This is a genomic window from Nostoc sp. DedQUE04 (genome assembly GCF_034530995.1).
Lineage (GTDB): Bacteria > Cyanobacteriota > Cyanobacteriia > Cyanobacteriales > Nostocaceae > Nostoc.
This window is the reverse complement of record NZ_JAVRCA010000054.1, coordinates 1-19284: the sequence shown is the minus strand read 5'-3', so window position 1 is coordinate 19284 and position 19284 is coordinate 1. Positions and strand designations below refer to the sequence as shown.

At 39.6% G+C, this 19284-nt stretch carries 17 protein-coding genes; 7 read left to right on the top strand and 10 right to left on the bottom strand.

Going from position 1 to position 19284, the window contains the following annotated elements:
- The first annotated feature begins 5 nt into the window (after nt 1–5).
- The gene (locus tag RM049_RS28625) at nt 6–1133 is read left to right on the top strand and encodes a succinylglutamate desuccinylase/aspartoacylase family protein (RefSeq protein WP_322706586.1); all 1128 of its coding nucleotides are present in this window, start codon (nt 6–8) and stop codon (nt 1131–1133) included.
- 93 nt (nt 1134–1226) lie between these two features.
- Here the strand turns inward: RM049_RS28625 and RM049_RS28620 are convergent, their stop codons facing one another.
- From RM049_RS28620 to RM049_RS28610, 3 genes are all read right to left on the bottom strand, one after another.
- On the bottom strand, nt 1227–1493 hold the full coding sequence (locus RM049_RS28620) for a type II toxin-antitoxin system RelE/ParE family toxin (protein ID WP_322673446.1): 267 nt from the start codon (nt 1491–1493) through the stop codon (nt 1227–1229).
- Nucleotides 1490–1729, bottom strand: a complete 240-nt coding sequence (locus RM049_RS28615) for a hypothetical protein (RefSeq protein WP_322673447.1) — start codon at nt 1727–1729, stop codon at nt 1490–1492. The genes RM049_RS28620 and RM049_RS28615 overlap by 4 nt, the downstream gene beginning before the upstream one ends.
- A gap of 487 nt (nt 1730–2216) precedes the next feature.
- On the bottom strand, nt 2217–3299 hold the full coding sequence (locus RM049_RS28610) for an ATP-dependent 6-phosphofructokinase (RefSeq protein ID WP_322683863.1): 1083 nt from the start codon (nt 3297–3299) through the stop codon (nt 2217–2219).
- A gap of 429 nt (nt 3300–3728) precedes the next feature.
- On the opposite strand from RM049_RS28610, the gene era reads away from it, so the two are divergent.
- From era to RM049_RS28595, 3 genes are all read left to right on the top strand, one after another.
- Nucleotides 3729–4703 (top strand): GTPase Era, encoded by a 975-nt coding sequence (gene era, locus RM049_RS28605; RefSeq protein ID WP_322706585.1) that lies wholly within the window; start codon nt 3729–3731, stop codon nt 4701–4703.
- 244 nt (nt 4704–4947) lie between these two features.
- Nucleotides 4948–5625 (top strand): response regulator, encoded by a 678-nt coding sequence (locus RM049_RS28600; protein WP_104908984.1) that lies wholly within the window; start codon nt 4948–4950, stop codon nt 5623–5625.
- A gap of 111 nt (nt 5626–5736) precedes the next feature.
- Nucleotides 5737–6027, top strand: a complete 291-nt coding sequence (locus RM049_RS28595) for a hypothetical protein (protein ID WP_322706584.1) — start codon at nt 5737–5739, stop codon at nt 6025–6027.
- 739 nt (nt 6028–6766) lie between these two features.
- Here the strand turns inward: RM049_RS28595 and RM049_RS28590 are convergent.
- From RM049_RS28590 to RM049_RS28565, 6 genes are all read right to left on the bottom strand, one after another.
- Nucleotides 6767–7507, bottom strand: coding sequence for a DUF3891 family protein (locus RM049_RS28590; protein WP_322706583.1), 741 nt, complete (start codon nt 7505–7507; stop codon nt 6767–6769).
- Between the two features lie 318 nt (nt 7508–7825).
- Complete coding sequence (locus RM049_RS28585) at nt 7826–8518, bottom strand: manganese catalase family protein (protein ID WP_012410902.1); 693 nt, start codon at nt 8516–8518, stop codon at nt 7826–7828.
- 165 nt (nt 8519–8683) lie between these two features.
- Nucleotides 8684–8962 (bottom strand): GlsB/YeaQ/YmgE family stress response membrane protein, encoded by a 279-nt coding sequence (locus RM049_RS28580; protein ID WP_322683864.1) that lies wholly within the window; start codon nt 8960–8962, stop codon nt 8684–8686.
- A gap of 602 nt (nt 8963–9564) precedes the next feature.
- Entirely contained in the window at nt 9565–10947 is a 1383-nt protein-coding gene (gene hemN / locus RM049_RS28575) for an oxygen-independent coproporphyrinogen III oxidase (RefSeq protein WP_322692119.1), read from the bottom strand.
- Between the two features lie 196 nt (nt 10948–11143).
- Nucleotides 11144–11860, bottom strand: coding sequence for a heme oxygenase (biliverdin-producing) (locus RM049_RS28570; RefSeq protein ID WP_322706582.1), 717 nt, complete (start codon nt 11858–11860; stop codon nt 11144–11146).
- 405 nt (nt 11861–12265) lie between these two features.
- Nucleotides 12266–14521 carry an FdhF/YdeP family oxidoreductase gene (locus RM049_RS28565; RefSeq protein WP_322706581.1) on the bottom strand — a complete coding sequence of 752 codons (2256 nt, stop codon included), beginning with the start codon at nt 14519–14521 and terminating at the stop codon, nt 12266–12268.
- A 419-nt stretch (nt 14522–14940) separates the two neighbouring features.
- Between RM049_RS28565 and RM049_RS28560 the strand changes: the two genes are divergently transcribed.
- The 3 genes from RM049_RS28560 (at nt 14941) to RM049_RS28550 (ending at nt 18621) form a co-directional block, all read left to right on the top strand.
- Nucleotides 14941–17187, top strand: coding sequence for a DUF1796 family putative cysteine peptidase (locus RM049_RS28560; RefSeq protein ID WP_322706580.1), 2247 nt, complete (start codon nt 14941–14943; stop codon nt 17185–17187).
- 151 nt (nt 17188–17338) lie between these two features.
- The gene (locus tag RM049_RS28555) at nt 17339–17590 is read left to right on the top strand and encodes a helix-turn-helix domain-containing protein (protein WP_322706579.1); all 252 of its coding nucleotides are present in this window, start codon (nt 17339–17341) and stop codon (nt 17588–17590) included.
- Between the two features lie 44 nt (nt 17591–17634).
- A complete protein-coding gene (locus tag RM049_RS28550; protein ID WP_322706578.1) occupies nt 17635–18621 on the top strand; it encodes a site-specific DNA-methyltransferase in 987 nt (328 codons plus the stop codon).
- 18 nt (nt 18622–18639) lie between these two features.
- Here the strand turns inward: RM049_RS28550 and RM049_RS28545 are convergent, their stop codons facing one another.
- A complete protein-coding gene (locus RM049_RS28545) occupies nt 18640–19227 on the bottom strand; it encodes a restriction endonuclease (protein WP_322706613.1) in 588 nt (195 codons plus the stop codon).
- Between the last annotated feature and the right edge of the window lie 57 nt (nt 19228–19284).

Genomic DNA, 19284 nt, shown 5'->3' with positions numbered 1-19284 from the left:
ATTTTATGCAGCCAGTTATTGAGACTATTGTATTACGTCAAATGGCTTCGGGCGATCGCCTATCTTTACAACTATACAAATTCATCGGCGCTCAACCTGGTAAAAAGGTTTACATTCAATCTAATCTGCACGGTGCAGAAATTGCTGGTAATGCCGTTATTCACCAGCTAATTGAGTTTTTCTTAACAATAAATGATACAGATTTAACTGGAGAAATTTGGCTAGTTCCCGTTTGTAATCCAATGGGGACGAATGAACGCGCTCATCATTTTTCGCCTGGACGTTACTGCATTTACGAAGCTAAAGACTGGAATCGCATATTTTGGGACTACGAAAAAGAAGCTGATGATTTAGTAGCTTTTACTAAATCTCAACTTCATATCGATCTAGAGGTCATTCGACAAAATTATCTAACTATAATTAAGCAACAATTTATAAAAATTTTAGAAAAAATTAATTCTCCTAGTGCAGTGCCATACACTGAGCTTTTTGGCTACAAGTTACAAAACCTGAGTTTAGATGCAGACTACTTAATTGATTTACATAGTTCTACAAATCAAGCGTTAGACTACCTTTATTACTTCCGAAATCGAGAAGACAGTGCAAAACACTTTCTACTCGATTTTGGAATCTTGCTTAATAAATACGATGGTGATGCTTTTGATGAAGCTTTTATCAAACCTTGGTTAGCGCTGGAAGCTTGTTTTAAAGAGTTGGGTAGAGAAATCAAGTTTGATGTGGAAGCTTGGACACTAGAATTAGGCTCAGGAATGCAAATGAATCCTGATTCAGTTGCTAAAGGTGTACGGGGTGTAAAAAATTATTTAGCACAAAAAGGTGTCCTACAAATGTCTGATTTATCAGGTGACACAAAAACCCATGAGATGACTTTTGCATCTAGTAGCAACCGAAAAAAATATTATGCGATCGCAGGTGGGATGATTCAATCGAGAATAGCATTAGGTAGTACAGTCAAAGCTGGAGACAAGCTGTATCAAATTCTCAGTTTTAATAAAGAAGGTCAACTACCTAGTGTAATTGATGTCTGCGCTCAACATGATGGATTAGTTTATGATGTCGCAACCAATCAAGCTGTTAATGAAGGTGAGTTTGTCTTGGGAATTGTTAGTTAGGGAATAGCAGTTCGTAATTAAGATAGGAGCAATAAGTTAATGCGATCGCGTTTGGGTTTGTGGAGTGCGATCGCTCTAAGTTTTTCTTGCTTCTCAACTTTCATCTTTATAAATATTTTTACGATGTCCGACTTCCACAACATTTACCATTAGAATATCGTCGAAAATATCATAGATAACGCGATAGTCACCTACTCTAATTCTATAAGCATTTTCTTTCCCTTTTAGCTTTTTAACTTTATTCGGACGTGGTTCTGTAGCTAAATCATCAATTTTAATTTGTATACGTTCTTGAAGTTCTGACGGGATTTTTTTAAGTTGCTTCAATGCACCCCTCGATATTTCAACTTTATAACTCACGCCACTTCCTTGTTTATTCCTGTCTTTAGTTCTTTTTTAGCTTCTTCCCATGACACTGAATTATCAAGATTAGCTTCTTTTTTTGCTTTGTCGTAGGCTTTTAAATCTTCTTCTTCTTCTTCTTCTTCGATTGTTTGAAGTAGTGCGTAAATCTCATCTAAAGTACTATCATAAGCTTGATTTAACAGTACGTTAATCTCTTTAATTAATTGTTCGCGTTCCTGTTCACTTTTCATAATTTGTCTTTCTTACTCTAAACTTAGGTTATAAATTCAATTATAAATGCAATCGCGTTTTGGTGTTTTGACATGGCGATCGCTATTCATTTTATACTGGTGTAATTTCTTAATTTTGCCCTAACTTCCTGTGCGGAAATTACTTTACCAGCTTGACTGTCAGTAAGTCCAGCCGCGTTGCGTCTACGCATTTTTATTTTGTAAAGAAGTACGATCGCTTTTTGAAAATCAATTTAACTTCAACTACTTTGTTGCTGTTCCAACCACAGCTAACAAACATTATCAAAACTCACAAGATTAACAGACATAATATTATGATTATATTAATCTGAAATGGTCTCAGTAATTATTGTGCGATCGCGCAGATGAAGAAGTTATTGCATCTGTATTTTATTTCCCCAGTGGTAAAATTCCCGCGTCATTTACATCTTCTACTAAACTTTGTACTTTGATAGGCACAGCTATGCTGTGCCTGTACCATGTATATTCAGTCTCCCAAATAAATACCCATACCACGAGCGGTTTTAACTAAAGTACCATTGGGATCGACAGCGCTATATTGAGCGATCGCTTCTATAATTGGTACACTTAATACTTGGCGATTTTGCCATGTTACCATGCGATCGTATTTACCCTCTGCAATTAGATTAACGGCTGCAACACCAAAAGCTGTTGCAACTAATCTATCTAGTGGTGAAGCAGTTCCACCGCGTTGAATGTGTCCTAAAACTGTAACTCGTGTTTCTACACCGATGTGTTCAATAATTTTATCTGCCAAATATTCACCAATTCCGCCATATCGAGATTGACCTAAGCGGTTTGTAATCGTCACATTTTCCCCATCGTGGGTACGAACCGCTTCAGAAACAATTATCAAACAATAGTTTTTGCCTTTCTCTTGGCGTTCTTTGATTTTGTGGCAAATATGCTCAACTGTGTAAGGAATTTCGGGAATTAAAATTACATTCGCTCCCCCCGCAATTCCCGCAGCTATTGCTATGTGTCCAGCATCACGACCCATTACTTCCAAAATCATGACTCGGCTATGACTTGCAGCAGTAAAATGTAACCTGTCTAGTGCTTCCGTGGCAATATTGACTGCTGTATCAAAACCGATGGCGTGTTCGGTAACGCCAATATCGTTATCAATGGTTTTGGGAATACCTACTAAATTAATACCACCTTGTTGAGCTAGGCGACGCAAAATTGCCAAGCTACCATCGCCGCCGATACCAATCAAAGCGTCTAAACCTAGTTCATGATAACCTGCAATAATTTCTTCGGAGCGATCGCATAAACTTCCATCCGCCATCGGAAAAGCAAAAGGGTCGCCTTTATTGGTCGTCCCCAACATTGTGCCACCCGCAGTTAACAATGAGTCAACTCGGTCAACTTCCAGGTTGGTAAATTGCGGCGGACGCGCCATTAATCCTAGAGTCGCTTGACGAATTCCTAAAACCTCCCAGCCGTAAGTATTTACAGCACAATTTACTACAGCCCTAATCACAGCATTTAAACCAGAACAATCACCTCCACTCGTAAGAATTCCTATGCGTTTGGGTTCTCCCACATTTTTTATTGACATTTTGATCCAAATGTATACGTTAAGTAGTCGATGAAACTTAAGCCAAAGTTAGCAGTAGATTAAACTCAAGCAAAAGTCCTCTCTGTTAATGCCAAAGTAATTTTATGTTTCTTTTGGATCTAAAAACAAAACAAAGTCTAAAAATTCAGCAACTCTTGAGCTAAAAGTCAAAATTTATGTGGGTTTAGTACGATCGGCGATGAAATGAGGTAAACTTTGAGTTTAATTTTTTTAATATTCTGACTACTGAATTCTGACTCCTGAATACTACAACTAAGGTTATCTCAGCTGTAAAATATAAGTGTAGAGCAAGTAGTAGATTAAACCTCGGCAAAAGCAAACCCTAAAAATGCCAGGGTAATTTTATGCTTGTTTTGTGTCTAAGAAAAAACCAAGTTATCCCAGCTAGAAAATATGAGGGTGGAGCCAAAGGTGACTAGTATTGAAAATTACACTTTCTCTTTTTCAGAAGAAGTAACAATTCCCCAGGCTCCTCCTGAATTCAAATCAGGTTTTATCGGCATTGTTGGTCGTCCAAATGTCGGTAAATCTACTTTGATGAATCAGTTAGTAGGACAAAAAATTGCCATTACATCACCAGTAGCACAAACTACACGTAACCGTTTGCGCGGTGTACTAACTACGCCAGAGGCGCAGTTAATATTTGTAGATACGCCAGGAATTCATAAGCCCCATCATCAATTGGGCGAAGTATTGGTGCAAAATGCCAAAATTGCCATTGAATCGGTAGATGTAGTGTTATTTGTGGTAGATGGATCTGTAGCTTGTGGATCGGGCGATCGCTACATTGCTGAATTGCTCAGTCGCAGTAAAACACCAGTAATTCTGAGTATGAACAAAACCGACCAACAACCGGCTGATTCGCAGTTTCTAGATGATAGCTACGCTCAGATGGCCCAGTCTCATGAATGGGAAATCGTGAAATTTTCTGCCAAGACTAGTACCGGATTACCGCAACTTCAAGAATTATTAATTAAACATTTAGAAATTGGGCCATTATATTATCCTCCAGACTTGGTAACTGACCAGCCAGAACGCTTTATTATGGGTGAATTGATCCGAGAACAAATTTTATTATTGACTCGTGAAGAAGTACCCCATTCAGTAGCGATCGCCATTGACCTAGTAGAAGAAACTCCCAGCATTACCCGTGTACTTGCTACCATCAACGTCGAGCGTGATTCCCAAAAAGGCATACTCATTGGCAAAGGTGGAGCAATGCTTAAAGCTATTGGTAGTGAAGCCCGCGAACAAATCCAAAAATTAATCGCTGGCAAAGTTTATCTAGAATTATTTGTGAAAGTCCAGCCAAAATGGCGACAGTCGCGGATTAGTTTAGCAGAGTTAGGCTATCGCGTGGAAGAATAATAATTGGTCATTTGTCATTGGTCATTGGTCATTGGTCATTGGTAACTTGTACTGAGCGACTTGTACCGAGCAAAGTCGAGGTAAGCCGTTGACGCAGCCTCTCTAAGAGTTGTATTGTCATTGGTTATTGGCAGGTGAAAAAAGCAAAAAACAAAAGCCAAAAGACTAATAACTAATGACAAATGACAAATGACAAATGACAAATGACAAATGACAAATGACAAATGACAAATAATTAATAAAAATGTCTTTAGATACTCGCTATCCCTTAAATTTACCCGTCAATGCTCCGCCCTTGCGCGTGTTAATTGTCGAAGACGATCCGATGATGCAATTGGGATTAGAGCAATCGTTAATGGCTCATCCTCAGTTAGAGATTGTTGGACAAGCTGAAGATGGTTATTTAGGAGTTCAAGCCGCACTGCAACTGAAGCCTGATTTGGTGGTTATGGATATTGGGTTGCCGCGATTGGATGGTATTGCCGCGACACAGCAAATTAAGGCGGCGCTACCAGCAACTCATGTAGTGATGCTGACATCTCATCAAACGGAGACAGAAATTATTGCGGCACTATCTAGCGGTGCAGATGCATATTGTATCAAAGGTGCAAGTGTGGAAAGATTGTTAAGTGCGATCGCAGCCGCAGTTGATGGTGCAGCCTATCTCGATCCCCAAATTGCGCGGCGAGTAATTGACAATCTCAAACCGCCTTCACCCACCACCAACACCGCCAACTTATCAGGGCGCGAGTTAGAAGTGTTAAAGCTGATGGTAGATGGATTGAGCAACCCAGAAATTGCCGAAAAGCTCTATCTTAGTCCCAATACCATCAAAACTCATGTCCGAGGGATTATGAATAAATTAGCAGTAGACGATCGCGTGCAAGCAGCAGTTGTCGCACTGCGTTCTGGTTTGGTTTGATACTAGAATAAATTTATCTGCAACTTTCAAAATACTAAAGTTCAACCTTTGGCTAGTATTTTTAACTATTAAAATTGTTGCAAAAACTTTAAATTTAGCTAATTTTTTTCCATGCGCTCATTAATATTTCAAAATTTGAAGCTGACTATTCCTACAGCTTTAGCATTTACGGTTCTTGGTTATATTCTAAGTCTACCTCTGAGTTATCTTGGCAACTCAGAAGCAGCAAGATGGCAATTCAATTTCGAACGCACAACATTTATTGAAACCCAAAAGCTTGATGAGCTTGGAAGTTTTCAAGCTAGGGTAGCACTTGGTGGTACAGCGCTCGGAATCTTAGTAGCTCAAACAACTTTTATTACGTATATATTTGGACTTAGCAATCGTAGTACTAAGCAGTAATATCTTTGATGAAATATATGTAAATACAGCCTTTAGGCCACCTAATGCAGTTGTATATTATAGCGATCGCCACACCTTTGGCTTTCAAGTTGGCACACATTTCTAACCACATTTACAATTAGAGGCGTACATATATATGTACGCCTCTATAGCTGAATAATTTGTTGCCAAGATGTTGGAAAGATAGTCTACCTCAATGCATTTCAGTTAAAAGAGTTTGAGAATTGATTAGGGTCTATATTAGCAGGAAATAAAAAAATTTCCTTGCCTTCTCTTCTTGCCTTTTGGTGAAGCAAAATTGCCTTTTCCAAAGAACAATATTTGATTGGAACCCATCTGTCGCTATAATAGTAGACAGTTACTCGGCTCATTGCATACTCTTTCAACGGCAGTGGAAGAGACCAGGACGAGTTCACAGTTTGAACCTTACCTGTTGAGTCCATGCTTTGAACCTCAGTTATTAAGTATATTTACTTTCACTGATTGGAATGATGTAGAGGAACTATCATAAGTAATAATCAATGTATTTTAAAACTACATCTTTAGATAAAAATTAAAACAATTAAAACTGCTATCACGCCCTTAGCACTAAATGCGATCGCTACTTCTGGTATCTCATCAGCAGTCGTTACTCAGATCGTCATTGTCAGAATAAGTAGGGATTTGATAGAAGGGTGCGATCGCATAACCTAGTTTTTTTACAGCTATTTTCAGCAAAATAGCTGTAAGCTTTATGCATCTAACTCTTAACAAATTTCCACTCTAGTACCTTGATCGGGGCTTCTTGTAGTGCTTGAGTTAATTCGGTGCTACTCTGAAATTTCACCTCAGAGAGATCACAGGCTTCGACATTGACCGTGAATTTATCGTTTTGGAAGGGCCAGGGTTTGACAACAACCAAGTTATCACTGCGCTGCATGATGTCATAGCGCTCACCTTCAGGGCCCTTGCTAATTTCTAAAAACCGCTCATCGTCAGGTAGTTCCTGCTGGCATAAAATGAGAGAAAGGCGATCGCACCATTGCATAAATGCATAGGCTGCATCAACTTCCTCCTTTTTGATGCCCAATTCTTTACGCCAACGTTGCTGATTTTGAAGTTGCTCGTCTAAAAGTTTGTCTAATTTTGAGGACTTACCCCGGCTGGACTCATTTAAACGGCTGATGTGCATGGAAATTAATAGAGCTACCCATCGTCCACGGTAAAGGGCATTCTTTGCCAAATTAGCCAATTTATCGACACCTGCATCTAAATCGGCATTTGTGGAGAGCATGAAGTCCTTTGGCGCACCCGCTTCAGTTAGAATATCTTCTTCCCACTCTTTTTCTAGATCGTCGTGATGAGAAATTGCAGCTATTGTTTCATATAACCTTACGGGAGCATTTTTACGTTGCCATTGTCCAGCCAGTTGAGCTGCTAATAAAGCATGGGCACGATGATAAATGACTTCCCAACCATTTGATGTAGCGTTGACAATCACAAGTTAATCTCCAGATTTTTAGTTGAATTAATTTCTAAAATTAGAAATATCGAGGTAGAAATTGAAGAAGCGATCGCTAGGAATTTTTCAGTGTTTCTGAATATTTATAGCTATAGCTATTTTTAATTGGTGTAATAGCCAAATACTCAGCGAAAATTCCCGACTTATTAGAAAAGTCGGGAATTTTTTTGCCTGCTAGATGTAGTGAAACAGCCTAAAATTTGCTAAATCAGGTGAGCAAATAACCGACTTTACTTTCTGAGTGGAATTTTTTGAGAATCTCCCAATCATCTCTTTACTCAAAATCAAGCTATGCAATTAAGAGTGGCTTTCTAGCGGATTAGCAATGTATTTGAATGTTGGCTCAGAATTCCAGGGCCCACGCTCATCTTGACCATTTCCGTTTGTAGACAGGTTGTAGTAAAGAGCAACAGTTTCATCGGGCTTAATATTACCAAAGAATGGATCTGTCAACTTACCTAGCGAATCTAGAGCTTTCATAAACATCTGAGTATGAGAAATTTCTCGTGTTAACAGATGAACTAAAGTCTCTTGGGTTCCTTTATCGGTTGCCAACTTAATCAACTCTTCGTAAGTCTGACGAGCGCCAGCTTCAGCTGCAACGTTAGCTCTTAAATCACGTACTACATCTCCACCCTCATTCAAGTAACTTGCAGTCCAAGCATTACCTTGGCTATCTAGAAAATGAGGCCCAATTCCTCGGACTGCAAAAAGAGTACTCTTGTAAGCCTCTGTTTGATCTACATTTTTAGTATGAGCCTCAATGAGTTTACCAACCATTTCTAAATGGCTGAATTCCTCAATTGCAATGTCTTGGAGCATATCTTTAATGCCAGCATTTTCGACATGGAATGATTGCACCCAATATTGAAGCGCTGCACTAAGTTCTCCAGTAGCTCCGCCAAACTGCTCTAGTAGCAATTGAGCAAAACGTGGGTTTGGTTCACTTACGTTAACTGCATGAATAGGCTCTTTTTTGTGGAAAAACATAGATCTACACTTCCCAAGGTTATGATGTTTCAGAATTAATTGATTTATCTTTTAGTATTTTTCCAGATAGAGCTAATTTGATGTTTTTTAGCTTTTTAAACTGGTGAACTAAAAGATTGAAAAAGTCCAGTAGTTATCTCAGGGTTGATAACTGCCAATCAGCGATTATGCATTGCTGCTTCTTCTGATTAATCCCCACAGATAAATAGCAACAATTGCACCAAGCACAGCCACTAAAATACCAGGAAGAGTTAAACCAGCGCCAGCCGCAGTAATTTGCAGAGTTCCTGTTCTTAACAAGGTAAATAAAGTTCCACCGACGAAAGCACCAATGATACCCAAAATCATTGTGGAGAGAATTCCGCCGCCTTGAGAACCAGGATAAATAGCTTTAGCGATTGCACCTGCCAAAAGTCCTAAAACTATCCAAGCAATAATACTCATAACCGCCTCAACAATCTCACTCACTTAATATCTAAGTTATCAACTCTAATTCCAAATTCTTTCTACCAGATGGGGTAAATGTTAAATCCAAAAGTTATACACAATACTTTCATATTCAGAATTGGATGAGAATTTACGTTTTTTACATCTTTTTAACGTTAAACGAAAATTTTTGCATATTTTAAGCTAGAAGTTATTAAAAACATCTAATCATAGACATAATTATTGTCAGCAAAACTAAATGTTAATTAGCTAATCAATATATTATTTTTTATCTCTGTCTTCAGGTATAAAGTTCGTATCTAACTTCTTGGGGATGTATTAAAAGTATTTATTCATTCAACTTTTGATAATTTTCGTTATAACCGATCGTTAATTATCTATATAAATAATTAATTAACCAAGATTTTTGTAGATTTTTATTTAACAACTTTATTCCAATTACCTTTTGACTGCCTATCCGCTTGCACTGCGCTTCATGCACCACACAAATAAGTTCAAACATAAAATTGGATTACTATAGTCTTAATAATATCCCCTCAAATTTTATTTTTCAGATAGATTGAGGGGATAATATGTGGTAAAGATTTGCAGAAGCGATATCAAATAGCACGAGAAAACTTTGTCTCTCGCGTTCTTGTATGAGTATCAAATATGACGGCAATATTTCTTACTAGTAATCTACCGATGTCGGTAATCTGAATCTGATTTTTTGATAAACTGACTAGACCATCAGCTTCTAGTGGTTTTAACGCCTCTAGTTCCTCAGAAAAATATTCATCAAAACTGATATGATATTTGTTTTCAATATCTTGCTTATGAAGCTGAAAATGAGACATAATACTCATAATCACATCCCGTCGAATAATGTCATTCTGAGTGAGCTTGATACCTTTACTAATAGGTAAACTACTTGCTGCCAGTGTTTGATAATAATCCTTTAACTCCTTGTGATTTTGAGCATAAGCATCTTCTAACATACTGATGGATGTGGCACCAAAACCAAATAATTCTGTCTCGGCATGGGTAGTATAGCCCTGAAAATTGCGTTTAAGAGTACCATTGCGTTGAGCGATCGCTAGTTCATCATTAGTTTTAGCAAAATGATCCATTCCAATAAATAGATATTGGTTATTCGTCAATTCTTCAATGGTCATTTTCAGAATCTCTAACTTTTCCTGTGCTGGGGGTAGTGCCTCTTGAGGAATATTTTTTTGTGTCGGTTTGAGCCACGGCACATAAGCAAAGTTAAACACAACAATTCGGTCAGGATCTAATTCAATTGTTTTTTTCAGCGTCTCTTGAAATGTCTCACGTGTTTGATAAGGTAAACCATAAATTAGGTCTACATTCACACTTTCAAACTTAGCTTCTTTAATCCAACTCATGACATCAAAGAGCATTTCTTCTGGCTGTACGCGATTAACAGCTACTTGAACTTGGCGATTAAAATCCTGAATGCCAAAACTAATGCGGTTAAATCCAATCTTTCTCAGAAAGAAAATGTAGTTTTTATCGATATAGCGGGGATTAATCTCAATTGAGATTTCTGCTTGGGGATCGATGTTGAAATAGCGATTGATATTTTTCCATAAAAATTCTACTTGGTGACGCTCCAAATAATTAGGAGTACCACCTCCCCAGTGGATTTGCAGCACTTTTCTATCAGAATCGATTAAAGCTGCGGTGTTTTTAATGTCTTCAACCAAAGACTCCACGTAAGGTTTAGCAATATTCTTGTTGTTGGAAATTACTGTATTACAGCCGCAGAAGTAGCAAGCACTTTGGCAAAAAGGGATATGGAAATACAAACTCATAGGGGTTTTGCGTTGATTCGAGGCGGCGATCGCGGCCTTAAAATCAGTTTCAGTGAATGTTTCGCTTAACTCTGTAGCGGGCGGGTAACTGGTATATCTAGGTGCGCGAGTGTCGTACTTTTGAATCAGATCCAGATCGAACTTAACACCAGGTAATAGAAAAACCATTGAGTTGCTTTCCAATAAATGAAGGGAGTAGGTAGAGACGCGATTAATGGGGAGCAGGGGGCAGGGAGCAGGGGGCAGGGGGCAGGGGGCAGGGGAGCAGGGAGCAGGGGGCAGGGGAGCAGTATACAGTAAGTTTTTTCCCTTTGCCTCTTGTGCCCAATGACAAATGACAAATGACAAATGACAAACGACAAAATTAATTAGCCGCAGCTATTTCAGTGCTACCTGAATTTTGAGAACGAGTGAGGCTATTAAAGAGAACTTGACCGAGTGCTTTAATTAAACTTCCCTCTAACTCTTGAGCCATCTTTAAATTGAACCCAAAGGCATTATTAGCTTCTGCAACAATCCGTTCTGCTGTTATATCATCAACGGGCAATGCATTTAATGTCTGACGATACTTATCCTTAAATGCCTTTTTGTCAGGAATTTGCTCAAAGTTGTAAAAGGATGTGCCTTCATACCCAGAAAGCTTTAGGGCTGACTGAGCAACTTTTTGTAGCATTTGACCCCCAGAAAGATCGCCCATGTAGCGAGTGTAGGCATGACCTAGCAACAAGGCTGGTTCACTAACAGAAATTTCCCGAATGCGCTCAATGTAGCTCTGGGCAGCAGGTGAGGCTGTAACTTGCTCTCTCCAGTTATCCCCATAATAGAACACCATGTCTTTTTCGAGTGAGGATTGGCGATTAAGTTCAGGAAAGTAAACCGCACTAATCACAGGATGTTCTCTATGGCTCTCTAATGCCGCTTCTAGTTCGCTGTAGACGTAATACAAGTTGCTTAAGAATTTAGCGAAGCAGTCTCTATCCACAACTCCTTGCAAAAAACATTTCATGAATGCCACATTTTCCGCTGATGTGTGGGCTTGTTGAGTTCCAGAGCGCAGTTTGATGGCTAGATTACTACTCATTGTTGCTCCCTTCATGTTCAAACGCAAGGTTTATCGGCAGTCACCGACTCAGGATGCCTACCAGTACCAGCTAAAAAATTGTTATTCTAGGTTGAGAAAGGATCTGCATCACTACTATCTAGCAGCAAATACAACTGCCGATGCAAATCCCAGGTATTTTTATTTCTCCTAAGATTATTTAACTCTTAACTTATATATAACTATTAAGATATTAATATTTATTTATGTTTTTCTGATGCTTGTATTCAGGCACATCCTAGCTGAGTAGTAACAAAACTGATTGTGGAATAAGCATTTCAAGTCTTCTGAAACAACGGGTAATAAGTTTATTTATTACAATTTACTCTCAATAATTTAACTGATGTCTACAAACAACAAAAACTCAAAGCCTGGATTCGCCTGTTCTTAAAGAAGTCGAGAACCTATAATACAAACTGGAACTCTTTTATAAGCAGGTGTGCCACTTTGCGGATCAATTTTTGCTTTAAATAGAATATTAGCTTCAGGATAAAACATAAAAGCTACACCTTCAAGAATCGCCCCACAAATAATTTCAATATTGTCTAATTCTTCTCGATCGCCTTTCACTATTACTCGCTGATGCTCCTGAAATCCCGCTTTTTTGACATCTAGAGAATTCATTAAAATACAGTGACGATGAGGCATACCTCGATATTTATCTTCACTGCGATAAACTACAGTATTATGTTGGCCATAGCTGCGCCCTGTTCCTAAAATTACTACAATTCCTGGCTGATTTTCTGCTACACCAAACGCTGCTTTAGTTGGTACTGATAATTGCGGTAAAGGTGTGACAAACATCTGTGCTTTACCATCAGGTGTGGGAAATTTCGGTTCATCCAAAATCCGCCCTTCAATGATAAACTCCTGCTTAGTTTGGTCAATTGTGCCAATCTTCTTATAGCCAGGAATAGTTTTAGCAATTAATTCTCTCACATAAGCTGTATCTTGCAGCTTACGCCAATTTATCGGTGTTTCACTATGTAAACGATGAGCAATTTCTGTGATTAATTCTATTTCCGAAATTAGATCGGCATTAGGCGCTTTTAAATGACTTTTACCTTCATCATTTAACCGTACAAAATTATTACCAGATTCAGTTGTTGTTTTATGAGGATTTTCAAACCGATTGAATACAGGTAATATTAAAGTTTGCTGTTTCCCTAATCCGTGGAAATGTCCTAAGTTTGGTTTGGTAGCTACATAAAATATGGTTTCTATTTGCGATAATGCCTGTTTTACTTGCTGTAAGTCTGGATTAGCTGCATACAAATTACCCCCTAAACAAAACAGTGTATCTATCTTTCCTAATTCTGCTGCTGCGATTAAGTCACGGGTATGATAGCCAGGAGTTTCATTTAGAGTTTTTCCTAATAATTGAGACAGTGCTTGTTTGATTTCTTCTCGCAAGTTTACAGTAACACCCATTGAACCAAAGCCTTGCACATTGGAATGTCCTCGAATGGGCATTGTCCCAGCACCAATTTTACCAGCGTTACCTGTAATTAAGGCTGTATTAGCAATACTAAAAATATTATCCACGCCGTTAGAGTGTTGAGTTATACCCATTGCCCAGGCAAAAACTACACGCGTTGATTTACCAATTATATAAGCTGTTGCTGTGATTTCTTCTTGGGATAAGCCACAGGTGCTAGTGATGTTATCCCACGAGATATTATTAGCGTAATCTACAACTTCTTGCCAATTTTGTGTATAAGATTTTAGATATTCTATTTTAATCAAATTCTGTTCAATCAGAGATTTTTGCAATCCGACAAATAATGCAGCATCACTACCAGGAATTGGTTGTAAATATAAAGAAGATATATCTGAACCTCCTGTAAGTAAAGATTTGATCGGAAATGCAGGAGACGCAAATTTAACTAAACCGATTTCAATTTGGGGATTAATAATAATTACTTTCCCGCCTCTTTCCCGCAATTCGATCAATTCGTTCATCAGTCGTGGATGATTTGCAGGGGCGTTAGAACCAATTAAAACGATACAATCACTATGTTTTAGGTTTTCTAAACTCACCATCGATGTACCTGAGCCGAAAACTTTTTTTAACCCTACTGTTGAGGGTGCATGACACAAATCTGAACAGTCTGCTAGATTATTACTACCTAGCGATCGCATTAATAATTGTAGTAAATAGGCAGCTTCATTAGATGAGCGTCCAGAACTATAACTAGCAATTCGGGCTGGTGGGAAATTAAAGGCTTGTGTAGCGATCTGGTAAACTTCTTCCCAGCTTATACGTTGATAATGGGATGAACCCGATCTGAGAATCAGAGGATAACTTAATCTACCCAAGGAATCGCATTCTTGAGAAGTCAGTTTTTGTAATTCACTAATGCTTTTTTCTCGGAAAAAATCTCGCTTAATTCCTGGTTGCAATTCCGCAGCGATCGCCTCTACACTTTTAGCACAGCGTTGTAAATATTCTCCCGCTTCATTAACAAACCCTCCTTTTTGTCCACCCGTGCCCCAAGCGCAGGATAAACATGCACTTTTATGATTGAGAGTTTGCCATAATTTTAACCCTTGTGATGAGAGAGTTTTTTCTACCCAATACTGAATCACAGGTAAACCACCCCCAGCAGGGGAGCTAGAATCGTTTTGAGGTAAGTTATCCATACTGAGCTAAATCTCAACTTGCTTAACTTATTATTGCTAAAAATTATTCGGCAAGTATTAATTTTAATTGAAACTATTTGTAACACTTACGTAAAAATGCTTTTCTGGCTCTAACTATATAAAAGAGAGCGATAGAACCAATTTAACTTAATCTTATCCTTTTTTTGATTTGTTCTTAATTGTGTTATGACTTTTAATACAATAAATTATATTTAATCAGTATAAGATTCTTCTATAAAGAGCCGATTTTATTTTTGAAAAGCTTGCCTGCTATAGCTTTGAGTGATGTAAATCAGAGCTTCAGTATACTTAAAAAGATTAATACCGGAATCTTAAGAGTTCTATGTGATATTCTCAAAGCAGGTTTAAGGATTCAGCTGGCCGTTTGGTATTGTCCTCATTAAATCAGGATAAACTCTATGTATCGATTCGAGATCAATGCATACACTCAAACGGGCGAATCCATTGGTCTGGTGGGTTCTACTCCAGAGTTGGGATTGTGGGATATTAGTAAATGTGTTCATCTGCGTACAAGTGGCGATCGCTATCCTTTATGGTGGACAGATGAAATTGACATTCAAGAGTCAGGCGGTCAACAGAAAGTTGAATACAAGTATGTGCTATTCGATGTCAACGGCAACGCCCAATGGGAGAGCTTACTAGATACAAACCGCTGGATTCCAATCGATTCTAAAAATTGTGCCAGCACAATTATTGTGGATGATGGCGCATTCGGTTATTTACAACCTTATCCGTTTGGATATATTGAGAAACCTGCTGTTAAAGTCCCCCTGGATCGAGAGCCTGAAGGTTTAAAAATCGTAGTCATTGGTAGTTCGGTTGCATTAGGTCATAAAGCCTGGTTTTTGAAAGGTTGGGTTTGGCAGTTGGCACAAGCTTTACAGCAAAAATATGGGCATAAACTCGTGAATGTGTCAGAGGTGGGAGCGAATGTCAGCAGAACGATCGCTCGATTCCCTTGGTTTGTCACCCCAGAACACCCGGATATCGTCATCATTGCCTTGTCTCTGGGTAACGAAGGGTTAGCTTTCTGTCCCCCTCACGAACGACGAGCAATACAACGGCGGTTTGAAAGTGGCTTGCAGCAACTTGTGAAAATGACACGAGACATCGGGGCAATTCCAATTCTGGGCGGTGTCTATCCCAATGGCGATTATTCCCAGGAACATTACTGGCTGATCCGAGATACACACAACCGGATGCTAAATTGGGGCGTACCTGTATTGGATTGGTTGGCTGCTGTAGATGATGGACAAGGAAGATGGAAAGCGGGGATATCCTTCGATCCGGCTCACCCGAATACAGTTGGTCATAGCCTCATGTATCAGCAGATCGACCAGCAATTATTCGATATCGACAAAGACGAATTAGCAGAAAAACAACGCTTCCGCGAACCGAATGAATTTCCCATTTACTTTGATAATGTGGGTTTTAATGTCTCTGTCTGTATGGAAGAGAAGCGTTTACGGATTATTAATACATCGCAATACAGCTACACGATCGCTCCGTATTGGCAAGAACTACAAACTGCACTGCAAAGTCAGACGGGATTGATACCAGGTATTTATATTGCCAAGGATACCCAACCAGGAACGCTCCCCTTCTTCGTTGTAGAGAATGGGGCGATCGCAACTACAATAAACATCCCCCCAAATACCGATTTAGAATATAGTCCCGCCTTCAATCTTTTTTCGCCGAACAACGTTTTATTCTATGACGGACATCTGGAGATTTTGCAAACGGATGAACGCCACCTCTGGATAATCAACGAATCAGATAACGAGTACAACATTCAGCCGATGTGGACGGAAGTTTGCAATGCCCTTAAAGCCATGCCATCGGGTGTTTATGAAGATCCGCTTTATCCTGATGTCCCTTTTCGCACAATGATGATTGGTAAAGATGGGCTAGAAAGCCGGGTAAAAGCACCACCTAAGTCTGCGGTATTTTTCCAATACAAATGTGACTTATCAGATATCAACCGTGTGGCAATTCTTCCCCTTGGCGATCGCTGTGCCGTCCGTATGATGTTGTATAAAATGGAGTACGATGGCCCCGCCTTTCCGTTTGATTTAACGCGCACCACTAATATTGCAGATGTTGCAGATGCGATTGAAACTGGTTTTGATGAGATGTGGAACCCTGCTTTTCTGCACTACAGCCCTGATGCAGGCAGGATTTACCACGGTAAATGGTCGGGTTTATCCTTTGCCCATGAAGTTGAGGAGACAGACAACGCTGTTCAAGATATGTCTCCCGTCTATGAACGGATGCGGGTTCGTTACACGGCACGCGCTGAAAGGTTTTGGTACGCACTGCGGCACTGCGACAAAGTGCTTTTTGTTCGCACAGGAATTAGCGATCGCGGTGGTGTGTTAGATTTAGTCAACAAGCTGGAAAAACAATGTCAGGGGAAGCCATTTCATCTCTTGCTTCTTTCTCCCCAAAGCGATGATGAGTTTTTAGACCTTCCCAATGTGCTGCATTACAATGTCGAGTTTAATCCCGATCGCATGTATGACGATTTGGGACACTGGATGTACTGCACAGAGGTAATGCGAGGAATTCTAGAATCCCTTGGTGTGTCTAGCAAAAACCTCTTTTGGTGTCCGCCGAAAATACCCAAGGGGTGGGAAATAGGGTAGGGGCGATGTCTGCGGCAGGTTACGCTTGCGCTCAAGCCCTCCGACTTACTGCTGGCTGGCGCTTTCTGGTATCTCTTTCAGAAAATTTTAGTTATCCTTGAATATGCAATCTAAAAAAGATTGGCTCCGGTGATTAAAGCATTTTCATCCTATGACAGACTCCGGATCAAATGATGATAGCCCGGAATTACTTTCTGTAGCTCAAACTGCCAAGCTACTTGATGTAACTCGTCAGCGAATTCATGACCTAATTAAGAATGGTCAGATTATAGCTTGCAAACTTGGGCGTTACTATTACATAGAAGTTGCTGAGGTACAGAGGTATAAGAATCAACCTCCTGGAAAACCCTATCAGCCACGCAGTACAAACTCTCAAGAAAACTCTATTGTCAATAGTCAATAGAGTTTCTATACTCAAGCTATACTAATGTACTAAAGGTTAAGTCAATGCTCCCGTTTCAAGCGATCGCACCTGATGTTGCAACTCAACAAGGGCTGCAACAGGTTTACATCAGTGAGCATGGCATACTCTACCAAGGAGACTGCCTTAAACTTCTATCAGCTTTGCCTAATGAGTCAGTGGATCTGGTATTTGCCGACCCACCTTTTAATCTTGGTAAAGAATATGGCGAAGGTATAAGCGATCGGATGGAGGCAGATCAGTATTTAAGCTGGTCGTACCAGTGGCTTGATGAAAGCATTCGCATACTTAAACCAGGTAGCAGCTTATTTATTTTCAACTTGCCCAAATGGTGTATGGAGTACGGCGCATACCTCAATCGTAAAGGAATGTGGTTTCGGCATTGGATTGCTTGCAGAATGCCAAAGGCTTTTCCTAGAGGTAAAAAAATGTCTCCGGCTCACTACGGACTGATCTATTATACAAAAGGCGAGCCAGCCGTTTTCAACAAAATCTACACACCGATTCAACTCTGTCGGCACTGTGGCAAAGAGATTCGTGATTATGGTGGGCATAGAAAAAGCCTCAATGAAAAAGGCATCAACTTAATGGATGTCTGGGATATGCCAGAAGATGTTTGGGAGGATGCCCCTGAAGCTTCCACTACTGAAATTTTATGGACGTTAACTGAGGAGATGTGGACTGATATTCCACCCGTTCGCCATCGTCGGCACAAAAAACGAGTTCCTAATGAACTGGCTCCCATTATGCTAGAGCGGATTATCGCAATGGCATCTGATCCAGGGCAGATTGTGGTTGATCCTTTTGGGGGTTCTGGTACTACATTTTATGCAGCAGAAAAACTACACCGTTATTGGATTGGTTCAGAAATTGGAGATACAGAGCCAGCAGTAGAACGCTTGACTGACTTAGCTAATGGAATTGTAGAGCAATGGGAATCGGCAAGGGGAAGCAAGAAATTGAAACAAGGCAAAACAACTGCATTACAACTGCCCATTCCTTACTCTACATAGCTATTCATGCAGGAAAATTTAGACTAATGCACGACCATCTGTTCCTTTGGTAATCTTTGGTACATTGTTATCTAAGAGATCGTGTTCAATCACGAAGATTGCAAGAAAACCTTCTTCAATGCGAATTGCCCGCCAAACATCAAAGTACGGCTCTAGCTCTTCATAATTGCCAATCCGATCGGTTAGATAAGGGTAGAGTTTTCTACTGGGGAGTACCAAGACAGCGCCTAAAAAAACACCCCGTAGTAATCCAAGACTCAGTTTATTCATTGCTCGATGGCTTGAAGAGATATTGCCCGTTTCCCACTCAAGCGCAAAAAGATAGTTGTCAATGATCTTTGTTGCATCTACCTTTCCTGGCGATCGAGTTGCATAATTAATTGAAGTTTCGAGACTCCATCCAAATTTATCTCTCAATGCAATCATGCAAGCATCTTTGATTGGCTTGACACCATTGCCGTGCTTTGTTGGATTAATTGTAAAACTGGATGCACCAGGAGGATGAACGATTAAAGAGATAGCATCACGAATTTCAGCTCGAATGATATACCAATCGTTTGATTCTTCAAAATTCCCAATACTGATCAGAGAAACTTCTTGAACAATTTTTACTGGAATTTAGACTAAGCAACACAAAACGACCCAGCCGCGCTGAATTGATAA

What these genes read in the sequence shown, in the direction of transcription:
- RM049_RS28625 (WP_322706586.1), top strand. Translation starts at nt 6, where the DNA reads ATGCAGCCAGTTATTGAGACTATTGTATTACGTCAAATGGCTTCGGGC.
- RM049_RS28615 (WP_322673447.1), bottom strand. Translation starts at nt 1,729, where the DNA reads ATGAAAAGTGAACAGGAACGCGAACAATTAATTAAAGAGATTAACGTA.
- era (WP_322706585.1), top strand. Translation starts at nt 3,729, where the DNA reads ATGAGGGTGGAGCCAAAGGTGACTAGTATTGAAAATTACACTTTCTCT.
- RM049_RS28600 (WP_104908984.1), top strand. Translation starts at nt 4,948, where the DNA reads ATGTCTTTAGATACTCGCTATCCCTTAAATTTACCCGTCAATGCTCCG.
- RM049_RS28595 (WP_322706584.1), top strand. Translation starts at nt 5,737, where the DNA reads ATGCGCTCATTAATATTTCAAAATTTGAAGCTGACTATTCCTACAGCT.
- RM049_RS28585 (WP_012410902.1), bottom strand. Translation starts at nt 8,518, where the DNA reads ATGTTTTTCCACAAAAAAGAGCCTATTCATGCAGTTAACGTAAGTGAA.
- RM049_RS28580 (WP_322683864.1), bottom strand. Translation starts at nt 8,962, where the DNA reads ATGAGTATTATTGCTTGGATAGTTTTAGGACTTTTGGCAGGTGCAATC.
- hemN (WP_322692119.1), bottom strand. Translation starts at nt 10,947, where the DNA reads ATGGTTTTTCTATTACCTGGTGTTAAGTTCGATCTGGATCTGATTCAA.
- RM049_RS28570 (WP_322706582.1), bottom strand. Translation starts at nt 11,860, where the DNA reads ATGAGTAGTAATCTAGCCATCAAACTGCGCTCTGGAACTCAACAAGCC.
- RM049_RS28565 (WP_322706581.1), bottom strand. Translation starts at nt 14,521, where the DNA reads ATGGATAACTTACCTCAAAACGATTCTAGCTCCCCTGCTGGGGGTGGT.
- RM049_RS28560 (WP_322706580.1), top strand. Translation starts at nt 14,941, where the DNA reads ATGTATCGATTCGAGATCAATGCATACACTCAAACGGGCGAATCCATT.
- RM049_RS28555 (WP_322706579.1), top strand. Translation starts at nt 17,339, where the DNA reads ATGACAGACTCCGGATCAAATGATGATAGCCCGGAATTACTTTCTGTA.
- RM049_RS28550 (WP_322706578.1), top strand. Translation starts at nt 17,635, where the DNA reads ATGCTCCCGTTTCAAGCGATCGCACCTGATGTTGCAACTCAACAAGGG.